The sequence below is a fragment of the Xanthomarina sp. GH4-25 genome (genome assembly GCF_045363175.1).
In the GTDB taxonomy this organism is placed as follows: Bacteria; Bacteroidota; Bacteroidia; order Flavobacteriales; family Flavobacteriaceae; genus Xanthomarina.
The window spans coordinates 59,616-86,489 of record NZ_JBJFLO010000009.1 but is presented as its reverse complement, the minus strand read 5'-3'; the positions used below and the strand labels follow the sequence as shown (position 1 = coordinate 86,489).

The window sequence follows — 26,874 nt, the reverse complement described above, 5'->3', positions numbered from 1 at the left end:
AATTAATCCTAAAAAAAACTTTTTTAGAGATAATTAATATTAAATATGACTTATTACTGACAATTATAACCGATTGTTATCAGTTAGTACCAATAAACCTATATCTATTTAGAGTTGTGTGCTATTTTTTTCTTTGGATAAATTTTCTTTTAGTTTTTATTAATCGATATCTCATGTCATCGTAAAACAAACTAAAGAATAAAATTGAAGCTCCAAAAATAAGTGTGTTTAATTTTAAGTGAAATGAGGCATATAAAAAACCACCAATTAGACCACCTGCAAAAAAGAATGAAATAATATACATGCGCAGTTTAATATTTGATTTTAGTTTGTCTCTTTGTGGGTACAAGTTAGGAAAACACAAATGAGATATGTCTATTCCCAAATCTGTAAAAAGACCAGTAAGGTGTGTGGTTCTAACTATGGCATTTGAGATTTTAGAAACTAAAGAATTTTGTAGACCCATAGCAAAAAGCAGTAAACATATAATAAAGTCTGGTGATTTTATGTCTATAAAATTACTCGTGATGCCAATTGATAATAAAATGAGACCCTCGATGATTGTTGGTATTATAAATACATTGAGTTGTTTATTATTCTTAAAAGTGTCAATTAAAAAGCTAGAAAGAAACGAGCCAAAAAGAAATGAAAAAATATAAAGGAAATAAATAGTGCCTTTCCAAAAATTTAAATCGGCTACATCATTTATAAACAAAGCAAAATGACCCGTAACATTTGTCGTTAATTGCTTAAAAGACAAATACCCAGTAACATTTACTATACCAGCCACAAAAGATAAAACAGAAGCAATTCTTAGATTATGGATTAACGTTCTACTTTTACCTTGATGTTTAAACATGTTGTTTCCATTTTATACTGATTTTTAAATTGCCTGAATATGGTATGAATCACAATGTTTTCATCCATTTTATTAGAAATATTAGTTGTACTAAAATAATAAAAGGAATACGAATGAGACATAAAAATCTACTTAATATAAACAGAAAGTCTTAATAAGATAACTTTAAGGCTGTAGCTGTTTCTTTAATATTAAAATGGTGTGTTCCTTAACGGTTCCATCTGGTTTCAGAAACTTTTTTGCAAGCGCAATTATGTTTTTAGATAGGTCGGCTCCTGTTATTTGCAATTTAGGGTTTTTGGATAATAGATATTTGGTGATGTTTCTTGAGCCACAGCCTATATCTAAAACAGATGCATTAGCTTCTGGAAGAACATCAAAAAAAGCATCATAAGTATCATTGTATAAGTCAAAATCCATAAGACATCTTGATAGAGTTTAACTAATTTATTCCAAGTATGGCATGTTTCCAAGTGTTTATCCATGGTTTATTGTAATAAGTTACAGTGGTTAATTGTTATAATATCCATTAGCCCATTTAACCGTAGGCTCTATCCATGTTTTTAGAGGTTTAAATAAAAAACCGTGTCCCAAACCTGTATGAAGTTCAATTTCTTTAAAGTGGTTGATTTTACAAGAGGAAGTTGTCTTTCTTTCTATTGCAGAAACACCAAAGGGATCAGATTTTTCGTAAATGGTTAAAATATGTCCGCAATAATTAATTTCTGGAATGTTTTGAATGTCTGAATCTCTATAACTAGCAATAAAAACAAAGTTTAAATCGGGATTTTCTGCTAAAGTTGAAACATATTGAGCAATATAACCTCCTTTAGATGTTCCAACTACTGTTATGTTATTTGGTTTAGTTCCAATGTTTATTAGACTGTCTATTTGATTCACCAGACCAAAAGCATAATCTCTTGCATTAACATTCCCGTTTCTTTTTTCACTAATTACTTTAAAACCACTTTCTTCAAAGCTCTTGATTATTTCCAAATATGCTGTCTGTCCATATTCTGGATGTACGTCATTTAATTCATGCTCTTCTAAAAACCGGTTATGAAGAAAGAAAACATATCGGTCGTCATTATCCATAGTACAACCAAACAAGATTGTGTAACAAAAGATTCCAATGATTAGTCGTATTTTCATTTTCCGTGATATTCCATGTTTGGTAAAGGCTCATTATGTTTTAAATATCTATCAAACCAATTAATTACTTGATTCTTTACTTCTTGTCTGTATTCTGTAATACCATGGTCTCCACCTTCAAAGATGATTAACCTATATGGAATCCTATATTTTTCAAATTCCAATGCGAGATTTAAGCTTTGTTCTGGCTTAACACGCCAATCGGCATTCCCATGAAGCATAAGAATAGGAACATGTTTTGAAAACGTATCAGCCCACTTTACAGCAGAACGCTTGTTTAATTCTATGTCTTTATTTTCTTCGTAATCTGGTATTAATTCTGCCAGAACACCAGTTTCCATACCAGGTCTGTCTTTAATGGTACTAAAAGAATCTGAAATGGCACCACCAACAACAGCTGCTTTAATGTTATTCATTTTAGTTAATGCAATATAAGTCATCATCCCACCTCTGCTCCAGCCATACATACCAATACGTTGAGTGTCTGCTTCTTCAATTTCTTCTAAAACTTCGGGTAAAATGGTTACATCATTCACGTCCTTACCACCAAACTCTTCTTGTCCTTCGCTACCAGCATTACCTCTGTATTGACTGGCTATAACGACATAGCCTTCTTTTGCAACTTCACCAAGAAAGATAGCAGCTTGTGCTATTTTAAGTGCCCCGAAATCTCTATTTCCACCTCTGTTATAAATAATACAAGGATACGTACCTGTCTGCTTTGGCATCACTAAAAAGCCATTAACTTTTAAACCATCGCTTAAATAACTTATGGCGTAAATCTTTATACTATCCATAAATTTAAAGGACTCTTTCCAGTGTCTGGTTCCAGCTATGTCTTCGGTTAAATAATTGTAAATTGGAGTGTCCTCAATGTTTGTAATTAGATTTTTTTCGAGAAGTAAATGGTTGTTTTGTGCTTGTATAAAGGTGCCTATCAAAATAAAAAAGAAGACTTTACAATAATTCATCTGTTGCTTTTAGTAGTTGTTAATTATAATATAGAAATCATTTCATTTAAGAAACGCCTTTTTAGCAGTACTTTTAAATGGTATTTCAAGCTAGTAAAAAAGTTTATTTATTAAAGGCTAAATAATGTGTCTTTGGAGTGTCTTAAGAACAGTAGCTAATATAGTAATTATTTAGGAAAATGATACCTTGAATATTCGTACAAGTCAATAAGGATTGTTAATGTGTCATGTAATAAAGCATGGCATATTAATTGACTTATTGTCTATATTAAAACAACAAGCTTACTTTTAAATATATGCAACACTATAAAAACCAACCAAAAGGGAAAAAGAAGTCTAAAGTAACCATGGCACAGGCTTTTAAAACTATTATTTGGCCCAGACGAAACTTAGTATTTATTGGGTTGATATTGATTGTACTTAGTAGATTGTCAAGTCTGGTGTTGCCCTGGAAAAGTAAAGCTCTTTTGGACGATGTGATTCCTAATAAAGACTACGACCAATTATACAATTTATTGCTAATTGTTGGGATTGCCATTTTAGTACAAGCCATTACTTCTTTTTTATTAACCAAAATATTGAGTGTCCAAGCACAATATTTAATAAGTGAATTGCGAGCTCAAGTGCAAAAAAAGGTCTTGTCTTTACCTATTAGTTTTTTCGATAACACTAAATCTGGAGTTTTAGTATCTAGAATCATGACAGATGTTGAAGGTGTTAGAAACCTTATAGGTACAGGTCTAGTGCAAATGGTTGGAGGTACTATTACAGCTGTTATTTCATTGATATTATTAGTGAAGATAAGTCCATCCATGACTTTATTTGTATTAGTGCCTGTTGCTGTTTTTGGTGTTATTGCGTTAAAAGCTTTTGGGTATATTAGACCTATTTTTAGAACCAGAGGTGTTATTAATGCAGAGGTTACTGGTCGACTAACCGAAACTTTAGCAGGTGTAAGAGTTATTAAAGCCTTTAATGCAGAAGAACAAGAAAATAAAACTTTTGAAGTAGGCGTAGAGAGGCTTTTTCAAAATGTAAAAAAGAGTTTAACGGCTACAGCGTTTATGACGAGCTCTTCGACGTTTTTATTAGGAATAGCCTCTACAGGGATAATGGGTATTGGAGGTTATAAAATTATGACTGGCGATTTAACCGTGGGTGATTTTCTTTCTTTCACCTTATTACTTGGGTTTATGATTGCTCCAATTGTACAAATGAGCAATATTGGAAGTCAATTAACAGAGGCTCTAGCTGGATTAGATAGAACCGAAGAGCTAATGAATATGACTGCAGAGGAAGATGACAAAGAAAGGCAGATAAAGCTTGATGACATTGAAGGACATTTAGAATTTAAAGATGTATCTTTTCAATATGAAGAAGGTAAAGAGGTGTTGCATAACATTAATTTTAAAGCCCCTTCTGGTTCGGTCACAGCTTTAGTAGGTAGTTCGGGTTCTGGAAAATCTACCATTGCAGGATTGTCTGCGACGTTTTTAAATCCAATTTCCGGAACAGTGACTATTGACAATCAAGATCTGTCTAAAGTCAATTTAAGTAGTTATCGGAAACATCTAGGTGTTGTTTTACAAGACGAATTCTTATTTGAAGGTACTATTAAAGAGAACATCCTTTTTCCAAGACCAAATGCTACTGAAGCCGAATTGCAACATGCCGTTAAAGCTGCATATGTGAATGAATTTACAGATAGATTCGACGATGGTCTCGATACATTAATTGGCGAACGTGGTGTAAAATTATCAGGTGGACAGCGCCAACGTTTAGCTATTGCAAGAGCTATTTTGGCCGATCCTAAAATTATTATTTTAGATGAAGCTACTTCTAACTTGGACACAGAAAGTGAAGGATTGATTCAGAAAAGTTTATCAGAATTAACAAAAAACAGAACAACCATTGTTATTGCACACAGACTGAGTACCATAAAAAAAGCTGACCAGATTTTAGTTATAGAAGCTGGGCATATTGCAGAACGTGGAAACCATGATGAATTAATAGCGAAAGAAGGACGTTATTATGATCTTTATACGTATCAGGCTAAGATATAATATTCATACCTTTGAAAATCAATTACACAACATATGTCTTTTAAAAAACTGATAGAACCTATTAAGGATGTTTTAAATACTCAAGGATTTGAATCGCCTTTGCCATTTCAAAAAAAAGTGCTTTCTAAAATAAAATCTGGTGCCAATGTATTTGGTATTGCACCAAAAGGATCTGGAAAGACAACAAGTTTGGTTATTAGTGTGGTTCAAAAATTACAAGGAGAAGCTTTAGGTGAAGCTCCAAGAGCTATTATTTTTGCAAAAGATAAAGTGGCTGTTCTTGAGTTATATAGAGAGTTTAGAAAGTTTACTTCAAGAACAAATTTACGTGTTTATTGTGTTTATGAAGAACATAATATTGATGTGCAACGAGACGATATTTACGATGGGATTGATATTTTAATTACCACGCCAAAGCGTTTTAATAAGTTGTTTTTCATGAATAATATAAACGTTAGATTGCTGCAAATGTTTATAGTTGATGATGCCGAATTTTTGTTTCGAGGCTCTCATTTAGCAGATGTTTCTCGACTTCCAGAAAGCCTAGATAAATGTCAATATTTGGTTTTTTCAACCAAATATGACGAACGTTTTGATAGGTGGCAAGAGAAGTTTATGTTTCATCCATTTCTAGTCACACAAAAATAGTTATATTGTTAACCTATGTCGCCATTAATAACAACAGAAGATAAACTAAAGGAGCGTATTAAAGAGCTTACATGCTTATACAATGTTAGTTCTTATATAGCTAATTCTACACTAAATAATTTAGAACCAACATGGGACGCAATTGCAAGTAGTTTACAAGAAGCTATTAGATATCCAGAAGAAGCTTCAGTAGAACTTAAAATAGAAGACAAGTTGTTTTTAGTTGGGTTGCAATCTAAAGACAATGTTTATATTCTATCTGCCATTAAAGCTTTTAATAAGCCTATTGGATCTATAAAAGTGGGCTACTCTAAATTAAAATACAACGAGAATAGTTTTTTAAATGAAGAAATTCAACTGCTAAATAGAGTTGCTCAGGAAGTAGGAAACCTTATTGAGCGTAAACATATTATTGAAAGTGAAGCTTTAGCCAAAAGACATATAGAACGTGCCGATAGATTGGGTATTTTAGGAGAAATAACAGCAGGAATAGCTCATGAACTTAATACACCCTTGGCAAATATTTTGGGTTATACCGAATTGTTGAAAGAACAGTTTGAAAACAATCAACAAGTACAGAACGATTTAGATAAAATAATTAATAGTGCCATTTTTTCAAGAGAGGTCGTAAAAAAACTCATGTTTTTTTCGTGTGATATGCCACAACAAATGGAGTTAAGAAATATTGTACCAATAATTAAAGATGCTATTGTACTTCTTAATCCTAATTTTACTAAAAAAAACATAACCTGTCAGCTTCAAATTGAAAAAGAGAATATTCTGTTACGTGTGGATGCCATTCAATTAACACAAGTAATATTTAATTTAGTCATCAATGCTATTTATTTTTCACCTGAAAAAGGTACTATTGGTGTATTGGTTTCTGAGAATGAGAATCAGGTGGTTTTAAAAATTTCAGATGAAGGTGTTGGTATTCAAAAAGAAAATTCAGAAAATATTTTTAATCCCTTCTTTACGACGAAACCAGTAGGGGATGGGTCTGGCCTTGGTTTAAGTGTTGTTCATGGCATTGTTAAAAGTCATAAAGGAAATATCACATTTAGTTCAAATACACCAAAAGGTACTATTTTTACAATCACACTCCCTAAAAATTAATCTATGGGTTTAAATAAAGAAAACATATTACTGGTTGACGACGATATTCATATTCTAGAACTTATTCAACGTCACTTACAATCTTTAAATTATCACACCTATAAAGCAGTTTCTGTAATAGAGGCTATAGAAATTTTAAAAGATAAATCTATAGACTTACTTATTACCGATCTAAATATGCCAGGAGTTGATGGTTTGGAATTGGTAAAATATGTATCTGAACATTATCCAGATATACCAAAATTAGTTGTAACAGGCTACCCTTCAATTGATGGTGCATTAGAGGTTATGAAATCGGGTGTTATGGATTATTTAACCAAACCATTCACAAAAGAAGAGCTTAAAAAAGCCATTACTAAATCTTTTGAACTAAAACCAGTTAAGAAGTCACAAACAGATTCTTTAAAAGTTAGTAAAACAGCATCTTATGGTGAATTGATTGGAAAATCTGAAGCTATTAATAAAGTAACAGACGTTATAGAACGTGTGAAAGATAATAAAGCTACTGTTTTTATTTCTGGTGAAAGTGGTACTGGAAAAGAACTTGTAGCACGTTCCATACATTATATGGGAAAATACGGCAGAGCTCCTTTTATTGCTGTAAACTGTGGAGCCATTCCAGAGAATCTACTCGAAGCTGAATTATTTGGATATACTAAAGGGGCTTTTACTGGAGCCAATGATAATAGAAACGGATTCTTTCAAGCAGCAAATAACGGAACCTTATTTTTAGATGAAATAGGGAATGCTTCTATGGCAACCCAGTTGCGTTTGCTGAGGGTTTTGCAAGAAAAGGAAGTAACAAGAGTAGGTTCTCAAAAAGTAGAAAAAGTAGATGTTAGAGTGATTGCAGCTACTAATATTGATTTAAAAGAACTCATAGACAAAGGTAAATTTCGAGAAGATTTATATTACAGGTTAACAGTTGTACAAATTCTTGTACCACCTTTAAGAGAACGCATAGAAGATGTAGCGTTATTAACCGAGAAATTTCTTTTTAAATATGGTGTTGAGTATAAAGATCGATTGATTAAAATAGCTCCAGAAGCACTTCAAATCCTAGAACGATATTCATGGCCAGGAAATATACGTGAACTTGAAAATGTGATTCAACGAGCAGTAATTATGTGCGATAAAAAAATAGAAATAAAAGATCTTCCCGAACATTTAAAATACCAAATAGATTTCCCAGAAGAAGAGACCCTCTTATCATTAAAGGAAGTTGAGAAAAAACATATTCTTAAAGTGTTAGCTTCCACAAATAACAATAAAACACAAGCTGCAAAAATTCTTCAAATTGACAGAAAAACGCTTAGCGAAAAAATAAAGTAAATTTTGCGTAAATACACCCCAGTTGAGTAATAATTACCCAGTTAAATATCTTCTTAAAACTACATGTAGTCGTCATAACACACTGTAAATAAGTGTCTTATAAGTTATTTTGAAATTTAATTTTATAATTGGCACAGGTATTGTCTAATATGAAATAGATTTTAAAAAATTAATTTATGAATACTTTGGAAAGAAGTTTATGTAGGACCTGTAGTTTTGTAGATTCCTGTAGTCTTACTTCAAACAAAAGCTTTATTTGGTCTTGTAGCGAATATGAATTAGCTAAAGAGACGGAAGAAACCAATGATCCCCAAACCCTAACTAAAAAGTTCAAGCAAAATAAAAAAGAACGCTTAGTTGAACTTATCTAAAAAACAAAAAAATGACCTTAATCAAAGAATTAAAAATTAAAAAGCAACCCAAACAAGGGATGCTTGAAAATGTATTAAAACAATTTAATACAGCAGCAGATTTAGTGAATCTGAATCCAAACATTAAAAAAATATTAGAAGTAACCAATAACGAATTAATTATTCATTTTCCTGTAAGAATGGATAATGGTAATGTAGAAATTTTTAAAGGCTATCGCGTACAGCATAACAACGCTTTAGGACCATATAAAGGAGGTTTACGCTATCATCCAACAATTGATATAGATTCTGTTAAAGCCTTGGCTATGTGGATGACTTGGAAAACTTCTTTAGCTGGACTACCTTATGGTGGAGCAAAAGGAGGCATTCAAATGGATCCGAATAAATATTCTACGTCAGAATTAGAGCGTATTACAAGACGTTTTACTTATGCCTTAGGAGAAAATATTGGTCCAGAACATGATATACCTGCTCCAGACGTGAATACAAATGCTCAAACGATGGCTTGGATTGCAGACACTTATATGTCTACAAAATCACCATCCGAACGTTCAAAGAATCAGCATGTTGTAACAGGTAAGCCAATAGGTTCTGGAGGTTTAGAAGGCCGTGATAGAGCGACTGGATATGGAGTTTATTTAACTATAAAATTTTGGGCAAAAAATAAAAAAATTGACTTAAAAGATAAAACGTTTATTGTTCAAGGTTTTGGAAATGTAGGATATTGGGCTGCACATTTTTTAGAGCTAGAAGGAGCTAAAATGGTTGGTGTTCAAGATGCTTTTGGAAGCATTATTAATAAAGATGGTATTCCGGTTGAGTTATTATATGAATATATTAAAACCAATAATGGAAGCATTGTAGATTATCCAAACTCTAACGCTATTTTAAAAGAAGATTTCTTTAGTCTTGATTGCGATATCTGTATTCCTGCAGCTTTAGGAAATCAAATTACTGAAGAAAATGCCCATAAAGTAAAAGCCTTCTTAATTGCTGAAGGAGCAAATGGACCTACAACAGTAGAGGCAGAAAAGATTCTTTTAGATCGTGGAATAGAAATTATTCCAGACATCTTGTGTAATTCAGGAGGTGTTATTGGAAGTTATTTTGAATGGCTTCAAAACAGAAATGGAGAGCTTTGGGAACTAGAAGAGATTCTTATTAAGCTAGAAAAGAAATTAAACGATGTCTTTAAAAAGGTGTTACAAGCATCAGTAACTAAACGTATTGACTTGAGGTCTGCTGCTTATTTTATTGCAATTGAACGCATTGAAAAAGCGTATATACAACGTGGGATTTTTCCATAAACAATTTAAATTTTTTAACTATGAAATATGGTAGTATAATATTAGAAAAGAAGGAATATGTAACTCTTAAGAGACTTATTAATTTATCGGGAAACTATAAAGAAGATGCTCGTAAAAACTCAGTTTTAAGGCTACAAAAAGAATTGGAGACTGCAATTATTTCAGATGAAGAAGAAATTCCAAAAGACATTATTAGATTTAATTCTGTAGTTACAGTAGAATCAAACGATGGCTGGTCAAACACATTTCAATTAGTTTCACCAACAGAAAGTAATTATTCAGATAAAAAAATATCTGTTCTGACTCCTATTGGATCTGCTGTTGTAGGTTATGCTGAAGGAGATTCTATTGATTGGGAATTTCCAGGAGGCATTAAAACTCTAAAAGTAGTAGAAGTAAAGCAAAGTAGTATAAACAAACAATATCAATTGTAATGGAAGCAATAACACACTATTCTCATGAAACGGATGATATAGTTTTACATAAGAAAAGAACTTTAGAAATCAATATTTGGATCTCGCATCTAAATTATATTACAAATGAATGTAATTGGTTAGCTAAAATTGCATCTAATAAGATTCATGATAAAGATTTAAGAGATTTACTGTTAGAGAAATCTGAAAGTAACTCAGCATTATTAAATGAATTTTACAGTTATAGAAGCACTTTAGAAAGCTTTTATGAATGTGACGATTTAGATTGCGATTTGTATTATATTAATTTACATGATACTTTTTGTAAAAAATATTTAAAGCATTTAAAAGACTATCGAGCAATAAAAGATCAAGTCTTTTTTAAAATATTATTGTAAATAATTTTACAATTTTGTTAGTTAGTTGGTTGTGTAAGCCATGAAAGTTTGATTACTTTTGTGGCTTACTTTTTGTCATTTAATTACATATTATTAAATGTTACTTAACTTTGCATACTCAAACAACATATTTATATATATAACAAAAGCATGGAATTATTTTTAATAAGTTTTGGAGCTTTATTCTCTATTATGAATCCTTTAGGAACTGTTCCAATTTTTGTTGGATTAACAGACGATTATTCAAAAAAAGCTAGAGCAATAACGGCCTTTTGGACGGCTATTGATGTTTTTGTTATATTAATTCTATCTTTTTTTGCTGGTAAATTTATCCTTTCTTTTTTCGGAATAAGTTTAAACGCTTTAAAGATTGCTGGAGGATTAATTATTGCTACCTCAGGTTTTGCATTGTTAACAGGTAAGTTTAGAGAGCATAAGGGCATCAAAAGAGATCGCGTTAAAGAAATTATTGAAAATAGAGACCCTATCTCTTTAACACCTTTAGCCATCCCTATGTTAGCAGGTCCTGGAACCATTTCTTTATTGATAGCTTATAATCAAGAATACAAGTTACCTCAAGAGATTTTAATTATCGTTGGAGCTATATTTGCAGCTTCTTTAACCATTTACCTAATATTAAAAAGTGCTCATTTAATCGTGAAATTTCTTGGAGATTCTGGTATCAATGCCTTGTCTAGAATTATTGGGTTTATCGTAATTGCTATAGGGGTAGAGTATATTCTGTCTACTGTAATATCTGTTATGGAAAATTTAGTGTAGAGACAACAAAATCAGTATTATAAGAAAAATAACTTTCCTTATTTTAATGGGGTTTTATTTTGAATAATGAGGGTATTTGTTATTTTTTTCTAATATAGGTTATCTCCATATTTTTTATTTCTTCGTCTTCTTGAATAATGTACATAATAAAAGAATGTGTGTTTTCAGATGTTTTTGTAAATACTTCTCTTACATGCAAGTTTTTTCCAGTAGCAGGATCTATCATATTGCCTTCTAAAGTTAAAGAGTTGGTTTCTGGATTGTATTGTCCTTCCATAAACATGATGCTACTACCAAAATTATCAATCCAAGTAGCTAGAAATTTTTTCTGAGATTTGTCGTAACCTGTAATACTTTCTCCCATAAAAGGCATTCCCATCATATTCCCGGAATGTGAAGACCTTTGGTATAAACCACCCATAATCATTTCATTTTTTGTAGTGGCTTTTGAAACATTTGGTGGTTGCATTGGATCCATCCACATTTTTACTGTGGCATCCCATTCGCCATCCATAGAAGCTAACCAATTATGCTCTTCTCCTGGCGTCATATTATCTTGCCAAGCTTTAATTTCTTCTGGTGTTTGCGAAAACCCAGTTAAGCAAAACAAGGTTAAAACAGATGTAAATAGTAAGTTTTTCATATTATAAGTAATTGTTAGTGATGCTTTTAAAGATACAAATTTTAATAATTAGTTTTAAATTATTAACCTAACATCTCCAAGTTCTTGAATTTTATAAGGAAAATTTTCACCTGGAGACCCAATAAACATAAAGTTGACAGGGATTTGATATTTTTTAGATAGTTCTTTAATCATTTCTGGATTAAAATGACCTTGTTCTTCTATAAATTCAATATGAACGTTTGGATAAGCACGATCTAATACATCTATATCTGTTTTTAAATTTGGTGGCACAAAGAAGTCTGGTTTTAAGACAGTAATAATTTTTAAACGCTTGGTATGTTCATTTTTGATAATATATAGAATAGCTTTGTTTATGGTAGATACATCGTCATGATTTGTGAAAAATATAAATTCTTGGCTGTTAATACGAAGAATTTGTTTTTTAATAATCCTATCTATATTTTTAAATACAGGTTTATTTGAAGGAGTAATATATTCTACAAACTTTAGAAAAAATGTTAATATTCTAATTCTATAAAGCATAAAAAGAACCACAATCGATGTTGGAATAAGGTATTCCAGAAATATTCCCACGTAGGGAGGATTTAAAATAATATTTCCTAAAAGAGCAAGTCCTACACCTAGAATTGCAATAAATAATGCTATTTGGCTAGCACGTTCAGGTCTTGGTAGGTTTTTTCTGTTTATTTTAAGTAAGATGTTTCCAATAGCGAACAGAATCATCACGCTTAAAAAAGCAATGGTATACACACCTGCTAAGGCCTTTAAATTACCTTGTGTAAATATTAAAATGGTAACACAGAGAATGAAAAAACAAATAAATATTATATAAGAACTCCCATTATTATTCTTTTTTAAAAGAAATTTGGGAAGGATTCTGTCCAAGGTCATACGTTCCACCAAACCTCCAACCCCTACAAAAGAAGTTAATACAGCTCCACTCAATACCAATACAGCATCTACAGATATAATGTAAAACAACCAATTCCCTCCAGAGATTTGACCCATAAAAGAAAGTAAGGTTTCATTGGTATTGTGAATGCTTGCTATGGGTAAAATAGCCAAAGCTAAAAATGCAATTAACGGATTGAATATGGTTACAATAATCCACATGTTCCTAAGAGTCTTAGGAAACACGCCATCTTGTTGTTCTTCGACATAGTTGGCAGAACTCTCAAACCCGCTAATACCTAACATAGCAGCAGCAAATCCAAAAAACAAGGCTGTTGTAATATTGCCTTCTATAGGGTTCTTAAAATTAGCTAAAAGAGTGTCAAATCCATTTTGAAATAAATAAAGACCACAAAAGAAACATAAAAGAGTTAAGGATGTAAGATGAAAAATAAAAATGGCTGTAGCAACTTTAGAAGACTCACCGATTCCTAATATTACAATCACCATAAAAAGCGCTAAAAGTCCTATGGTGGTATAAATAACAGGAATACTATGCCAAAGACTGTGTGCATATTTAATAGACTCACTTGCAGAGATAACAGCTGTAGCCATATATGATAATACGGTTAAAGTTGCAGCAAAAGAAGCTGTAGATTTTTTAGTGGTATTTAATAACGCATTATAAGCACCACCATTCAAAGGAAGAGCTCCAACAACTTCGCCATAAATTTTACGAAATAAATAGAGAATAGATGCTACCATCAATAAAGAAATCCATGCATATTGCCCAGCATAAACAATGGCTAACCCCGAAACATATAAACAGGAAGAACTGATATCGTTACCACAAATAGCAGTAGCTGCTAATTGGTTTAAACGTTTTTTCATCATTAAGTTTGTTAGAATAGATACTTAAAGGTAAAAAATAAAATAGCGAATTCTTTAAGAGGAACAGTTAAATTTTATACAATGAAAAATCTCATTATTTGATTCTAGGACTTTTAATGTCTTTGATTTTAGTATTTTAAAATAGTCAATTATTTGAATTTTGAAAGCCCTATAACGGTTGTTTGATTTTTACACTCTAGCATGTAAAACTTGCATACGTAGAAAAATAATAACAGAAAGGACGCCAAACACTGAAAAACCAACAAACAAAGGAAGAGCAGTAGTATGAATAAAACTACCAATATAATTGGCAATAGGTACTGCCATGATGGTAGAAACAAACCCAGTTATTGCAGCTCCAATTCCTGCAATATGTCCAATGGGCTCCATAGCAATAGCTCTAATATTTCCAAAAATAAAACCAATAGTAAAAAACTGAATGGCCATAAATACAATCAAGATGGTTAAACTCGGATTTTCTGTATTCCAAAATAACAAAGCATATACTAATGCATTTAAACTAAAAGTGATTATAGCAATAAATGCTAAACGCCACATACCTAAACGCATAACAATAGATCCGTTTAAGAAAGTTGCTAACCCAACTCCAATAGCTAAACCAGCAAATATATATGGGAACTCATCAACCAAGCCGTATTGAATTTCAAAAATAACTTGTGAAGCACTTAAATACACAATAAATGCTCCAGTAATAAAACCGGATATAACAGTGAATCCAAGAGTTATTTTATGTTTTAATAATTCTTTAAAGCCATCTATAAATAAGTGTTTATTAATTTTTATTTTATGCTCTGGTTTTAGGGTTTCAACTTGCCTTTGCCAAAACCAAATGCAGACTAAAAGTGCAATAATTAGTTGTACATAAAAAATGCCCTTCCAGTTGTAGTGGTCTAAAATATATTTCCCCATAAGTGGAGCTACAACAGGAACTAAAATAAAAAAAGTAGTAATAAACGACATGATTCTTGCCATATAATCGCCTTTAAACAAGTCTCTAATAATGGCAATAGCAATCGTTCTAGGAGCAGCTAATCCAATACCTTGTAAGATTCTTCCAAAAACCATCCATTCTAAAGTGGGAGAAAGTACACAAATGATACTCGCAATAGCAAAAACGATAAAGCCAAAATAAACCATAGGCTTCCTTCCAAGACTATCTGATAAAGGACCGAAAAGTAATTGACCAACTCCTAATCCTAAAAAAATCATAGTGATTAGTAGTTGGTTATTGTTACTGTCTATACTTTTAATAGATATACCTATTGTAGAAATAGCAGGCAAAATAGCATCAATAGCCAAAGCCACAATTGACATTAATGAAGCCATTAAAGCAATAAATTCAAATTTTACAGAAGGATTTTTTTGCATGGCGCAAAAGTAGACTATTGTTAGTAAAAAGGATTAATCCGTTTTCTAAATAATAGTTAAATAATTATCAAGTAAAACTTACTGAATATCTGTTTTGTGCTTTTTAAAACTAGTTCCTTATTTTTAGAATTTTATAAAGGAATATTGCCATGCTTGCGTTTGGGCTTAACAACTTCCTTGTTTTCTAACATAGAAAAAGCTTTTATTAATTTACGTCTGGTGTCTTTTGGAAGAATTACTTCGTCTATAAAACCACGTTGCGCTGCACTATATGGATTGGCAAATAACTCTGCATACTCTGCTTCTTTTTCTTTCCATTTGGCCTCTTTATCCTCAGCCGCATTAATTTCTTTCTTAAAGATAATTTCAGCAGCACCTTTGGCACCCATAACGGCAATTTCAGCACTTGGCCATGCAAAATTCATATCGGCCCCAATGTGTTTGGAGTTCATAACATCGTATGCGCCACCATAAGCTTTTCTTGTAATTACAGTCACTCTTGGAACAGTTGCTTCACTTAAGGCATATAATAATTTGGCTCCATGAACAATAATTCCATTCCATTCTTGATCTGTTCCAGGTAAAAAGCCAGGGACATCTTCTAAGACTAAAAGAGGAATATTGAAAGCATCGCAGAAACGGACAAATCGCGCTGCTTTTTTAGCGCTGTTTACGTCTAAAACTCCAGCAAGATACATGGGCTGATTGGCTACAATACCAACACTTCTTCCTCCTAATCGAGCAAAACCAACAATAATATTTTCAGCGTAATCTTTATGAATTTCGTAAAAGGAATCTTCGTCGATAATACCAGAAATTACTTGGTGCATATCGTAAGGTTTGTTAGCATTATCTGGTATAATTTCAGAAAGACTTTCTCTCACTTCATCTTTAAATTCAAAAGGGAGAAGAGGAGCCGTTTCTGTATTATTTTGAGGTAAATAACTTATTAATCTCTTAATATCTTCTAAACATTCTACATCGTTGGAAGAGGTAATATGTGCCACTCCAGATTTTGTAGAATGCGTACTTGCACCTCCTAGTTCTTCGGAAGTGACTTCTTCATTTGTTACGGTTTTAACTACGTTAGGACCAGTAACAAACATATAACTAGTACCTTCAACCATCATGGTGAAATCTGTCATTGCTGGCGAATACACAGCACCACCAGCACAAGGACCCATTATAGCCGAAATTTGAGGAATGACTCCAGACGCTTGCACGTTTCTATAAAATATGTCTGCGTAACCTCCAAGCGAACGAACGCCTTCTTGAATTCTTGCGCCACCGGAATCGTTTAAACCAATTAAAGGAGCTCCAACTTTCAGGGCTAAATCCATAATTTTACAGATTTTTTCTGCATGAGTTTCAGATAAAGAACCACCAAAAACCGTAAAATCTTGAGCAAAAACATAAATTAACTTTCCATTAATGGTTCCATAACCAGTTACCACACCGTCGCCATAGAATTTTTGTTTGTCCATGCCAAAGTCTTTGGTTCTATGAGTAACTAAGGCACCAATTTCTTCAAAAGAACCATCGTCTAACAGGTATTTAACACGCTCTCTTGCCGTTAATTTTTTGTTTTTATGTTGTTTGTCAATACGAACTTGTCCGCCACCCAAATAGGCTTCGGCTAGTTTTTCGTTTAGGGTTTTTATTTTTGATTCCATAAATGTTCTTTGTTTTATAGCTCCGACTTTACTGAAGTATTAGTTGGATTAATCTTTCTTATTAGATTGTGATTTATATTTAGAAGCACTGATAATTAAGTCTTAAATTATTTTAAAGGAACTCGTAATAGTTTCTGATCTTCTAAATATTGCTGTAATGCCAAAGTAGCTGCTATTTTTGCCTCTTCTTTTTGTTCTTCCAATAAGGCTTCTGGTGAATAATATTTCTTTACAAAATGGGTGTCGAAATCTCCAGATCTAAAGGCGTCATGTTTGAAAACAAATAATCCAAAAGGTAAGGTAGTTTGAATACCTTCAATTTGATAGTTTTCTATAGCATGAATCATTAGTTGTATAGCTTCATCTCTAGTGCTTCCGTAGGTGATTAATTTAGAAAGCATCGGATCGTAATAGATTGGTATGTCCATACCTTCTTCAAAACCATTGTCTACTCTAATATTTTCGCCAACAGGTAATCTGTAAACTTCTAAATTTCCAACACTTGGAAGGAAATCGTTTAATGGGTCTTCGGCATAGACACGCAATTCTAAGGCGTGACCAGTTATTTTTAAATCTTCTTGTTTTAATGGAAGGGTTTCACCACGAGCCACTCGAATTTGTAACTCAACCAAATCGGTCCCAGTTATTAATTCGGTTACAGGATGTTCTACTTGCAAACGGGTGTTCATTTCTAAGAAATAGAAATTGAGGTTATCGTCTAATAGGAACTCCACAGTTCCAGCTCCAAGATAGTTACAAGATTTAGCTACTTTTATAGCGGCTTCGCCCATCTGCTGACGTAATTTTGGCGTTAAGACTGAGGAAGGAGCTTCTTCAACGACTTTTTGATGGCGACGTTGAATACTACATTCTCTTTCAAATAAATGAATGATGTTGCCATGTGCATCTGCCATCACTTGAATTTCAATATGTCTAGGCGAACTGACATATTTTTCAATAAATACCGAACCATCTCCAAAAGCATTTACAGCTTCGCTTATAGCACGATCCATTTGAGATTCGAAATCAGTTTCTTTTTCCACCACACGCATACCTTTACCACCACCACCTGCAGAGGCTTTAATTAGAATTGGAAACCCAATTTCAGTAGCAATCTTTTTTGCCACAGCTATATCTGTAATGGCTTCATCCGTTCCTGGCACCATAGGAATGTTATAGGCTTTAACAGCTTCTTTCGCTGCTAATTTAGAACCCATAATTTTTATGGCTTTGGATTTAGGACCAATAAATATGATGTTGTTTTCTTCGCATAATTCTGCAAAATGGGCATTTTCACTTAGAAAACCATATCCTGGATGGATGGCGTCTACACTTAAGCTTTTTGCCACTTCTATAATTTTATTGCCTAATAAATAAGACTGATTTGAAGGTGCTTCTCCAATTAAAACAGCTTCGTCTGCATACTTTACGTGTGGTGCGTGTCTGTCGGCTGTAGAATAAACAGCAACTGTTTTAATGCCCATCTTTTTTGCAGTTCGCATGACACGAATGGCTATTTCTCCTCTGTTTGCTATTAGTATTTTTTTCATTTCCGTCTTAAATTTCCTAAAAGGAAGAATTTTTATTTATTTAAAATACCTACAAGGTTTTTAAATCCTTGCAGTAGAAAATGTGCATTATGCACCAAACTCTATTAATAATTGATTCTTTTCCACAGCATCCCCTTTATTTACAGAAATAGATTTAATAATTCCATCTCTAGGAGAGGTTAAAACATTTTCCATTTTCATGGCCTCGAGAACTAAAAGGGCATCATCTTCTTTAACTTCCTGTCCAACTTTCACGTTGATATCCAATATTAATCCTGGCATTGGTGCTTTGATGTCGTTGACCTTCTTTGAGGCGCCAACTTCAAATCCCATATCTTTAATTAGTATATCTAAATCGTTAAAAATGTTTATGTTATAACTGTTATTGTTAATTTTTACTTTATATGTTTTGGAGTTGAAATCAGATGCTATTATCTCACATGTATAAGAACTGTTTTCTTGTAAAACATGAAAATAATTTTGTGAAATTTCAATAACGTCCAGCATTGAAATTTCTTTTGAAGTGATATCAAAATCAAACGTTTTATTAACGTTTACTTTGTAAGATTGACTCATATAATTTTTATTTGAAGTTGTAAATATAAGGATTTATACGGCTAATCTAAATTATTATAACAGGATAGAGGTTAGTGAATGATGGTAAACCGAATGAAAAATCAAACTTTAAAATGTGAGTTTTTTTGATGCGATTTTATTGCTTTTCCAGATAGATACAAACCAAGAAATAAAGAAATAAATGCACCTACCCAAATACCTGGTATAAAATCGATAAACAAAAAGAAATCGTATGCGCCATGAAAAAGAACAGCTAAAAATAATCCTAATAAATTATACTGATACTTGTTTTTTGAGAACTTAGCCTTTCCCATAAAATAACCCATGAGTACAGCAAAAGTAGCATGTGCAGGGACTGCCGTAAAAGCTCTTAAAAGAGCCACTTGGTAACCTCCTTCTAAAACATACATGATGTTTTCGGTTGCAGCAAAGCCCATGGAAACCATTACGGCATACATAATGCCATCGTAAGGTTCGTTAAATTCTTTATTTGGTTGGGCAACATAGCGAACTATAATATATTTACTAAACTCTTCAATAAATGCAACAACCAGAAAGGCTTTTAAAAATTGTTGTATGATGCTATATTCATCATTTAAGGGGAGGAGATTATCCGTACCATAATACAAAATAGTAGTAATTAAAACACTAATAATGGCACCTAATAAAAAATTAAATAAGAGTAATCTTCGAGGCTCTTTTTCATATTCGTCCTTGCAATATATATAGAGAATGATAGCAATAATTGGAGCAATAGCAGCTAAAAGTAGATTCATTAAATGAAAATAGTAAAATTATAATTGTTGCAAAATGTTTTTTAGAACAAATTGATAATATGTCCTGTTTGAAGGGATTAAATGGTTGTTATTTTCAGAAAACGTTAGTAATTCTTCAAATTCTTGTACACTTATCAGTTTTAAAGCCTCAACTTCATCTAATTGAGGTTTTAATTGATTGAGGGTTACTTTTAATTCAATAATATAAGTATGATGAAATTCATTATCTATAATTCCAAAGTCATATGATTGAAAACAAGGAAAAACTCCAATTTTTTGTAGATTGGATTCAGTAACAACTAAGCCAATTTCTTCTAGAGTTTCTCTAATAGCTGCTTGTTTAATAGTTTCTCCAGCATCCACATGTCCAGCAACCGATACATCCCAAAGTAAGGGGCAAATAGTTTTTGAGGAGGCACGTTGAGCTAACAATATTTGACCAGCCTTGGTGTAAAACCAAACATGAGCTGTGTTGTGATAATGGCCTTTTTTGTGGATTTCCGACTTTAACGCAGTCTTACCAGTTGGTTTGCCTGTTTTGGTGACTATGTCTATGAGTTCTTCGGTCATATTAAATTAAGGCTGCCTGAAAAGTATTGTTTTCATCAAACTGAACTTTTCAGACAACCTTCAAGATTTTTTTTCTCAGCTGCAGCTTAGCTGTTTATTTAAAATACGAAAATGTTTCGCCATCTTCAATTTTAAGTAGCGTTTCGTATATAAGTTTAATGACATTCTCTACATCGTCTCTATGTACCATTTCTACTGTGGTATGCATATATCGAAGAGGTAAAGAGATTAAAGCCGATGCTACACCACCATTACTATAAGCAAAAGCATCTGTGTCTGTACCAGTAGCTCTTGAAAGCGCAGAACGCTGAAAAGGGATTTTATTTTTTTCAGCAGTATCAGTAATTAAATCTCTTAGTTTTTGCTGTACTGCAGGAGCATAAGCAATAACAGGACCTAAGCCAAGTTCTAAATGACCTTCTTTCTTCTGGTCAATCATTGGAGTAGTGGTATCATGTGTTACATCAGTTACAATCGCTACATTTGGTTTAATAGTTTGCGTAATCATTTCTGCACCACGTAAACCAATTTCTTCCTGAACAGAATTTGTTATATAGAGTCCAAAAGGTAATTTCTTTTTGTTTTCATGAAGTAAGCGTGCCACTTCAGCAATCATAAAACCACCCATTCTATTATCTAAGGCACGACAAACAAATTTATCTTTATTCAGAACATGAAACTCGTCTGGATATGTTATAACGCACCCAACATGAATACCCATTTTTTCGACTTCAGCTTTATCTTTAGCACCAACATCTATGGTAATATTATCTGGTTTAGGGGCTTCTTCTTTAGCTTTATTTCTGGTATGAATTGCTGGCCATCCAAAAACACCTTTAACAATACCTTTTTTGGTATGTATATTAACAATTTTACTAGGTGCAATCTGGTGGTCACTCCCGCCATTTCTAATGACATATATTAATCCGTTGTCTGTAATATAGTTCACATACCATGAAATTTCGTCGGCATGCCCTTCAATGACCACTTTGAATTTTGCTTTTGGATTTACAACACCAACAGCTGAACCATAGGTATCTGTAATAAATTCATCTACATAAGGTTCTAGATAATTCATCCAGATTTTTTGCCCTTCCCATTCGTAACCCGTTGGAGCTGCATTGTTTAAATATGTTTCTAGAAAATCGATCGATTTTTTGTTTAAAATGCTCTTTTTTGCCATGTTAAATTATTTTGCACTAAAATAATAATATTAATAGTATTTTAAGGTTAATGCTTTGGTAAATTATTAATTTTACCAAAGCATTTGGAATGATTTTAGATATAATTTCTGTAATGAGAAAACTATTTTACATACTTTTATTTTTACCTTTTTTTGCTCAAAGCCAGATTGATTCTTTGGACGTTGATGATTATGATGTTGAGTATATATTTATTGAAGGCGACTCCATACCACATACGGCTATTGATTTAGATGAAGTTTTACTCCTACATAAACTTAAATTTAATAGTAAAGAAGATAGAAGACGTTATTTAATTCTAAGACGAAAAACCATCAAAGTATATCCTTATGCTAAAATGGCAGCAGAACGATTAGAATCTTTAAATGAACGTATAGACCAAATAAAAAAGAAAAGTGATCAGAAAAAATATGCTAAGATTATTCAAAGTTATATTGAAGATGAATTTTCTGAAGAATTAAAAAAATTAACAAGAACAGAAGGACAGATTTTAGTGAAGCTCATTTATAGGCAAACAGGGGAAACTACCTTCGATTTAATTAAAAGATTGCGAAGTGGTTGGCGTGCTTTTTGGTTTAATAGTACGGCAAACTTATTTAATATTTCGCTCAAAGAGGTTTATGATCCTGAAAATGTAAAAGAAGATTATTTAATAGAAGATGTGCTCCAGAGAAATTTTCAAAGTGGTTTGCTTGAACGTCAAGATGCTGCCATAAAATTTGACTTTTTAGAGTTATCAGAAAAATGGCTGAAGTAAAAAACCATAACATACAGAGCTTAATAGAAGAGCGTTTAAATGCTTTAACCCATGGCGCAGGAGCTTTAATGGGAGTTGCAGCTTTAATTTTACTTATTGTTTTTAATACTGATAAAACAGAATGGAGTTTGTTTGGTGTTATAGTCTACGGGCTTTCTATAATAATTCTTTTTAGTTCGTCTACATTATATCATGCAGTTCAATCTGAAAAACAAAAACATTATTTAAGAATTATAGACCACATTAGTATTTATCTGCTCATTGCTGGAACTTATACTCCAGTTGCTTTAATAGCTTTGGAACAAAGTAAGGGTTGGCCTATATTTTGGGTGGTTTGGGGGATTGCACTTTTAGGACTTGTTTTAAAGATATTTTTCACTGGAAGATTCGAAGTGTTTTCAGTGATGTTATATTTAATAATGGGATGGTTAATTGTTGTAGATTTTTCTAATCTTGCTGAATATATAGGAACAAACGGTACTTTATTGCTTTTTGCTGGAGGGTTGTTTTATACTTTAGGAATTATTTTTTATGCCATTCATAAAATTCCTTTTAATCACGTTATTTGGCACTTATTTGTATTAGGTGGTGCCATTTGCCATTTCTTACTAATATTCTTTTATGTGATATAATAACTTGAAACAAGCTAGTTCGAAATAACATATTTTTCAGATACATCTTGTTTAGTCACAAAATCTTTTCCTTCAAATAGAATATAATCTACTTCTGTATGAATTAGAGAAAAAGTGCCTTTTAGTTTGACAAAAATCCGATCTAAAAGCATTTTATTGTTATTTACGGTAATGTATACTATTGGTTTTGAATTTGAATCAAGTGTCAGGAAAAAAGGTATTTTTTTGCTAGCTTCTAAATACATTTTATATAGAGTAGGAGATTGAAAATCTATAGTTAAGCCATAAGCCATACGCTTTTGAAGCCCTGTTAAAGGTTTTATTGCTCCATCTTCGGTATATAATATCCGATATTCATTTATAGGTTTTTCTTTGTTTATCGTATTGTTAATAATATTTGCATCATATACAAAGGTGTTCGAATTATTGCTATGTTGAATATAAAAAAGTCGCGTTGGGGTTTTTTCTGGAATAGGGTAATTATCTTGAGCAAAAGCAAGAGTTGTTGTTGAAAATATAATTAATGTCGTAAAGAAGGTTTTCATAAGTACTTTAACTAAAGTTTAAATTTAATAATAATATTGATGCCATTTATTATATACACTCATATTAATACTAATAAATCTCAGATTTAACCTTTAATAATATCTTGATATTCCTCAAAAAAAGCTTCAAATTTACTCATGTTCTCATTAAAAAATTCCATTACAATTCGCCATGATTTTTTATTGTGAATAGACGCTGAAGCATCCAAAAGCACATAGATTCTAGAAATTTCTTTGCCATTTTCTAGAAAGTATTCCTCCTCAAAAATAGCTTCTGGTAAGAATTCGTCTAATAGGATGGATTTTAAAGCTATTAGTTTGCCCCAATGATTGATTCTATCTTCTAAATCGTCTTCCAGATCTAAAGCAACTAAGGCTTGTTTGGTATCGAAATGAAACTTAAAACTTAATCCTTTAATTTTTGTATCGTACAACAACCATTTTCTTGGAAAAGACTTTCCAAAACTGGTCCAAAATTCTTGTTTAAGTAATCTAGATTCTTCTTTGCTAAACATATCATTAAATTAAATAAGCAATTGCCACCCCAAAAAAGATGGCTAATAATTTTGATAAATTAAATTTGTGTCCTTCACTACTTTCAAACAGAATAACTGTAGAAATATGAAAAAAGATTCCTATAACGATAGCATTAATAAAATTAATATAATTTTCTGGCAAAGAGGTATTATTGGATATAAACGTACCAAGAGGTGTCATAGCAGCAAATAAAATTAGAAATCCTGCTATCTGCATTTTGCTGTAGTTAGATTGCACTAAGAAACTAGTGATTAAAGTTGCAATAGGAATTTTATGTATTAAAACACCATAAACCATATCGTTATGTTGATGAATAGGAAAGCCTTCTAAAAAACTATGTATACATAAACTTATAAATAACAACCAAGGAAACTGACTACTGTTTTTATGGATGTGAATATGCCCATGTTCGGCACCTTTTGAGAAAAACTCTAAGATTATTTGCAGTAAAATACCAAACATAATAAATAATCCAGTTTGTTTGGCTTCTAAGTGTTGATACACTTCTGGAAGCAAATCAAATAGTGTTAAGGCTAATAAAAAAGCACCACTAAAAGAGAGTAGAAGTTTAGTAAACAAACTTCTTTTTTGTTTTAAAACTAAAACAATTAAAGCGCCAAGAAGGACTGCAAATACAGGTAATAAGTATTTATTCATATATAATAAAACTCAGAAATCTGAGTGAAATTTAATGCCAATTATAGACCTATTTAAAAATCATAACTAATCGTTCAGATGAATTTTTATCAAACTTACGTAATTTATAATCGCCAAAAACATCTAATAAATGGACGCCTGCTTTTTCAAAAAGTGTTTCAAAATCTTTCAAACTAAAAGCTCTAACGCGTTCTTGAAACTGAAATTTCTCACCGTTATCTTCAAAAGAAATATCTTTAAATAAATAGCCGTCTTTGACATAGCGTTTTAAATGAAATTCAATACCTTCAACTGTTTTCGAGTCTTCAGGTACTAGATTGTTTATCACAAAATCACTATTCATAAAATCAATCACACCAAAACCAAAGTCGTTCAAGTCAGCTTGTATGGCTTGAATGGTTTTTAAATTATCCGTTTCATTTTCAAAGTAACCAAAACTAGTAAACAAATTAAAAACGGCATCAAATTTTTTATTGAAAGGTTTACACATATCATGAACCTCAAAATGCAAATTCTTGTTTTCAAACTGTTTGGCATAAGCAATGCTATTTTCAGATAGATCAACTCCAGTAACATCGAAGCCTAAAGAATTTAAATACACCGAGTGTCTGCCTTTACCACATGCCAAATCAAGTATCTCTCCATCTTCAGGCAGATTCAAATAATTGGTAAGATTATCCATGAATACTTGGGCTTCATCATGATCTCTGTCTTTATATAAAATATGGTAATATGGCGTATCGAACCACGAAGCATACCATTGTGTTGTGTTTTTAGTCATATTCATTTCTTGTACAGGCAAAAGTTGTTTTATTTGGAGGTTCCACTACTGCGTTCCAACTACGTAGAGTCAGGCTTTCACAAGTCGCTTTTTTATTGTTGACCTTTCGGTTGCACTCAAGCTAACAATAAAAAGAGCTCCAACAATTGCTCAATCCTTAACCCAATTAATTTAAGTTGCCACAAAAATACTGTATTTTTGCAACCTATTTAATGTCTGCAATGGAGAATAATTATAAAATGGTTGCCAAAACCTTATTTGGCTTTGAAGAATTACTAGCAAAAGAACTAACACAACTTGGAGCTCAGGATGTGAAAACTGGCGTTCGAAATGTTAGTTTTACTGGAGATAAAGGATTTATGTACAAAGCTAATTTAGGGTTGCGTACTGCTATAAAAATTTTAAAGCCTATTCAGACTTTTAAAGTTAAAGACGAGAAAGATTTATACGATAAAATCTATAGCATGTCTTGGGAAAATTATTTAAAACCATCAGGGACTTTAGCAGTAGATGCAACCATAAACTCTAATGTGTTTACCCATTCTCTCTATATAGCACAGAAAACCAAGGATGCTGTAGTGGATAAATTTAGAGATACCACAGGACAAAGGCCTAATGTGGATTTAAAATTTCCAGACTTAAAAATTAACGTTCATATAGACAGAGAGATTTGTCATATCTCTTTAGATTCTTCTGGAGATTCATTACATAAACGTGGTTATAAAACAGCCACGAATATTGCGCCAATTAACGAAGTGCTTGCAGCAGGTTTGGTCATGCTTTCTGGTTGGGATGGACAGAGCGATTTTATGGATCCTATGTGTGGAAGTGGAACCATTTTGGCTGAAGCAGCGATGATTGCTTGCAATATTCCACCTAATTTAATGCGAAAAGAATTTGCATTTGAGCGTTGGGCTGACTGGGATGTGGAATTATTTGAAAAAATTGAAGAATCTCTTTTAAGTAAAACTAGAGATTTTCATTATAAAATAATGGGTTACGATAAATCGCCTTCGGCAGTAGAAAAAGCCAACGATAATATAAAGAATGCCCATTTAGAAGAATTTGTGTCTATAAGACATGAAGATTTTTTTAAAACGCAAAAGGCAGGAGAAGACAAGCTACATATGGTTTTTAACCCTCCCTATGGCGAACGTTTAGATATTGATATGGAGGAATTCTATAAAAACATTGGAGACACACTTAAGCAAGGTTATCCAGGAACAGATGCGTGGTTTATTACATCTAATTTAGATGCTCTAAAACATGTAGGATTACGTCCTTCAAGAAAAATACATTTGGTAAATGCTAAGTTAGAAGCCAGATTAGTAAAATATGTGATGTATGAAGGCAGTAAGAAAGCTAAGTATAATGATTAGTTTTAGTAGGAA

29 protein-coding genes are annotated in these 26,874 nt (G+C 32.2%); 12 read left to right on the top strand and 17 right to left on the bottom strand.

What is annotated here, in order from left to right; all coding sequences use genetic code 11:
* Positions 1-121 precede the first annotated feature (121 nt).
* The 4 genes from ACI5KZ_RS13360 to ACI5KZ_RS13345 form a co-directional block, all read right to left on the bottom strand.
* Positions 122-859, bottom strand: a complete 738-nt coding sequence (locus tag ACI5KZ_RS13360; RefSeq protein ID WP_406847900.1) for a YoaK family protein — start codon at positions 857-859, stop codon at positions 122-124.
* A 165-nt stretch (positions 860-1,024) separates the two neighbouring features.
* Entirely contained in the window at positions 1,025-1,279 is a 255-nt protein-coding gene (locus tag ACI5KZ_RS13355; RefSeq protein ID WP_406847899.1) for a class I SAM-dependent methyltransferase, read from the bottom strand.
* 90 nt (positions 1,280-1,369) lie between these two features.
* On the bottom strand, positions 1,370-2,011 hold the full coding sequence (locus ACI5KZ_RS13350; protein ID WP_406847898.1) for an alpha/beta hydrolase: 642 nt from the start codon (positions 2,009-2,011) through the stop codon (positions 1,370-1,372).
* Positions 2,008-2,982, bottom strand: coding sequence for an alpha/beta hydrolase family protein (locus ACI5KZ_RS13345; RefSeq protein ID WP_406847897.1), 975 nt, complete (start codon positions 2,980-2,982; stop codon positions 2,008-2,010). The genes ACI5KZ_RS13350 and ACI5KZ_RS13345 overlap by 4 nt, the downstream gene beginning before the upstream one ends.
* A 296-nt stretch (positions 2,983-3,278) precedes the next feature.
* Between ACI5KZ_RS13345 and ACI5KZ_RS13340 the strand changes: the two genes are divergently transcribed.
* The 9 genes from ACI5KZ_RS13340 (at position 3,279) to ACI5KZ_RS13300 (ending at position 11,410) form a co-directional block, all read left to right on the top strand.
* On the top strand, positions 3,279-5,045 hold the full coding sequence (locus ACI5KZ_RS13340) for an ABC transporter ATP-binding protein (protein ID WP_406847896.1): 1,767 nt from the start codon (positions 3,279-3,281) through the stop codon (positions 5,043-5,045).
* 33 nt (positions 5,046-5,078) lie between these two features.
* Entirely contained in the window at positions 5,079-5,693 is a 615-nt protein-coding gene (locus tag ACI5KZ_RS13335; RefSeq protein WP_406847895.1) for a DEAD/DEAH box helicase, read from the top strand.
* A 15-nt stretch (positions 5,694-5,708) separates the two neighbouring features.
* Positions 5,709-6,809 (top strand): sensor histidine kinase, encoded by a 1,101-nt coding sequence (locus ACI5KZ_RS13330; RefSeq protein WP_406847894.1) that lies wholly within the window; start codon positions 5,709-5,711, stop codon positions 6,807-6,809.
* A gap of 3 nt (positions 6,810-6,812) precedes the next feature.
* Entirely contained in the window at positions 6,813-8,141 is a 1,329-nt protein-coding gene (locus ACI5KZ_RS13325) for a sigma-54 dependent transcriptional regulator (RefSeq protein ID WP_109308047.1), read from the top strand.
* 176 nt (positions 8,142-8,317) lie between these two features.
* Entirely contained in the window at positions 8,318-8,512 is a 195-nt protein-coding gene (locus tag ACI5KZ_RS13320; protein WP_406847893.1) for a hypothetical protein, read from the top strand.
* Between the two features lie 11 nt (positions 8,513-8,523).
* Positions 8,524-9,819, top strand: coding sequence for a Glu/Leu/Phe/Val dehydrogenase (locus ACI5KZ_RS13315; RefSeq protein WP_109308048.1), 1,296 nt, complete (start codon positions 8,524-8,526; stop codon positions 9,817-9,819).
* Between the two features lie 20 nt (positions 9,820-9,839).
* Positions 9,840-10,253: a GreA/GreB family elongation factor gene (locus tag ACI5KZ_RS13310; RefSeq protein ID WP_406847892.1), complete on the top strand. Its 414-nt coding sequence runs from the start codon at positions 9,840-9,842 to the stop codon at positions 10,251-10,253.
* Positions 10,253-10,630, top strand: a complete 378-nt coding sequence (locus tag ACI5KZ_RS13305) for a hypothetical protein (protein WP_109308050.1) — start codon at positions 10,253-10,255, stop codon at positions 10,628-10,630. The genes ACI5KZ_RS13310 and ACI5KZ_RS13305 overlap by 1 nt, the downstream gene beginning before the upstream one ends.
* Positions 10,631-10,780: 150 nt before the next feature.
* Positions 10,781-11,410 carry a MarC family protein gene (locus ACI5KZ_RS13300; protein WP_109308051.1) on the top strand — a complete coding sequence of 210 codons (630 nt, stop codon included), beginning with the start codon at positions 10,781-10,783 and terminating at the stop codon, positions 11,408-11,410.
* A gap of 79 nt (positions 11,411-11,489) precedes the next feature.
* Here ACI5KZ_RS13300 and ACI5KZ_RS13295 read toward each other — a convergent pair whose 3' ends face one another.
* The 9 genes from ACI5KZ_RS13295 to ACI5KZ_RS13255 all read right to left on the bottom strand — a co-directional run bounded on the left by ACI5KZ_RS13295 (position 11,490) and on the right by ACI5KZ_RS13255 (position 21,555).
* Positions 11,490-12,053, bottom strand: a complete 564-nt coding sequence (locus ACI5KZ_RS13295) for a DUF1579 domain-containing protein (protein WP_406847891.1) — start codon at positions 12,051-12,053, stop codon at positions 11,490-11,492.
* A 54-nt stretch (positions 12,054-12,107) separates the two neighbouring features.
* A complete protein-coding gene (locus ACI5KZ_RS13290) occupies positions 12,108-13,841 on the bottom strand; it encodes an APC family permease (RefSeq protein ID WP_406847890.1) in 1,734 nt (577 codons plus the stop codon).
* A 186-nt stretch (positions 13,842-14,027) separates the two neighbouring features.
* The gene (locus tag ACI5KZ_RS13285; RefSeq protein ID WP_406847889.1) at positions 14,028-15,227 is read right to left on the bottom strand and encodes a multidrug effflux MFS transporter; all 1,200 of its coding nucleotides are present in this window, start codon (positions 15,225-15,227) and stop codon (positions 14,028-14,030) included.
* Between the two features lie 131 nt (positions 15,228-15,358).
* Entirely contained in the window at positions 15,359-16,900 is a 1,542-nt protein-coding gene (locus tag ACI5KZ_RS13280; RefSeq protein WP_406847888.1) for an acyl-CoA carboxylase subunit beta, read from the bottom strand.
* A 107-nt stretch (positions 16,901-17,007) separates the two neighbouring features.
* Positions 17,008-18,450 (bottom strand): acetyl-CoA carboxylase biotin carboxylase subunit, encoded by a 1,443-nt coding sequence (gene accC / locus ACI5KZ_RS13275; protein WP_406847887.1) that lies wholly within the window; start codon positions 18,448-18,450, stop codon positions 17,008-17,010.
* An 87-nt stretch (positions 18,451-18,537) separates the two neighbouring features.
* Positions 18,538-19,026 (bottom strand): acetyl-CoA carboxylase biotin carboxyl carrier protein subunit, encoded by a 489-nt coding sequence (locus tag ACI5KZ_RS13270; RefSeq protein WP_406847886.1) that lies wholly within the window; start codon positions 19,024-19,026, stop codon positions 18,538-18,540.
* Positions 19,027-19,127: 101 nt separating this feature from the next.
* Complete coding sequence (locus tag ACI5KZ_RS13265; RefSeq protein ID WP_109308058.1) at positions 19,128-19,802, bottom strand: PrsW family intramembrane metalloprotease; 675 nt, start codon at positions 19,800-19,802, stop codon at positions 19,128-19,130.
* An 18-nt stretch (positions 19,803-19,820) separates the two neighbouring features.
* Positions 19,821-20,372 (bottom strand): NUDIX domain-containing protein, encoded by a 552-nt coding sequence (locus ACI5KZ_RS13260; protein WP_406847885.1) that lies wholly within the window; start codon positions 20,370-20,372, stop codon positions 19,821-19,823.
* A gap of 94 nt (positions 20,373-20,466) precedes the next feature.
* Positions 20,467-21,555 (bottom strand): M42 family metallopeptidase, encoded by a 1,089-nt coding sequence (locus ACI5KZ_RS13255; protein WP_109308060.1) that lies wholly within the window; start codon positions 21,553-21,555, stop codon positions 20,467-20,469.
* Between the two features lie 113 nt (positions 21,556-21,668).
* On the opposite strand from ACI5KZ_RS13255, the gene ACI5KZ_RS13250 reads away from it, so the two are divergent.
* Positions 21,669-22,331, top strand: a complete 663-nt coding sequence (locus ACI5KZ_RS13250; RefSeq protein WP_109308143.1) for a DUF4294 domain-containing protein — start codon at positions 21,669-21,671, stop codon at positions 22,329-22,331.
* Positions 22,319-22,963 carry a hemolysin III family protein gene (locus tag ACI5KZ_RS13245; protein ID WP_109308061.1) on the top strand — a complete coding sequence of 215 codons (645 nt, stop codon included), beginning with the start codon at positions 22,319-22,321 and terminating at the stop codon, positions 22,961-22,963. Before ACI5KZ_RS13250 ends, ACI5KZ_RS13245 begins: the two co-directional genes overlap by 13 nt.
* Before the next feature lie 14 nt (positions 22,964-22,977).
* On the opposite strand, the gene ACI5KZ_RS13240 is transcribed toward ACI5KZ_RS13245, so the two are convergent.
* The 4 genes from ACI5KZ_RS13240 to ACI5KZ_RS13225 form a co-directional block, all read right to left on the bottom strand.
* Entirely contained in the window at positions 22,978-23,508 is a 531-nt protein-coding gene (locus tag ACI5KZ_RS13240; protein ID WP_109308062.1) for a DUF4833 domain-containing protein, read from the bottom strand.
* Positions 23,509-23,594: 86 nt separating this feature from the next.
* The gene (locus ACI5KZ_RS13235; RefSeq protein ID WP_109308063.1) at positions 23,595-24,023 is read right to left on the bottom strand and encodes a DUF4268 domain-containing protein; all 429 of its coding nucleotides are present in this window, start codon (positions 24,021-24,023) and stop codon (positions 23,595-23,597) included.
* 4 nt (positions 24,024-24,027) lie between these two features.
* Entirely contained in the window at positions 24,028-24,702 is a 675-nt protein-coding gene (locus tag ACI5KZ_RS13230) for a ZIP family metal transporter (protein ID WP_406847884.1), read from the bottom strand.
* Positions 24,703-24,751: 49 nt separating this feature from the next.
* Entirely contained in the window at positions 24,752-25,483 is a 732-nt protein-coding gene (locus tag ACI5KZ_RS13225; RefSeq protein ID WP_109308065.1) for a bifunctional 2-polyprenyl-6-hydroxyphenol methylase/3-demethylubiquinol 3-O-methyltransferase UbiG, read from the bottom strand.
* Positions 25,484-25,704: 221 nt separating this feature from the next.
* Here ACI5KZ_RS13225 and ACI5KZ_RS13220 point away from each other — a divergent pair, with 221 nt between their 5' ends.
* Positions 25,705-26,862 (top strand): class I SAM-dependent RNA methyltransferase, encoded by a 1,158-nt coding sequence (locus ACI5KZ_RS13220; RefSeq protein ID WP_109308144.1) that lies wholly within the window; start codon positions 25,705-25,707, stop codon positions 26,860-26,862.
* Positions 26,863-26,874 lie beyond the last annotated feature (12 nt).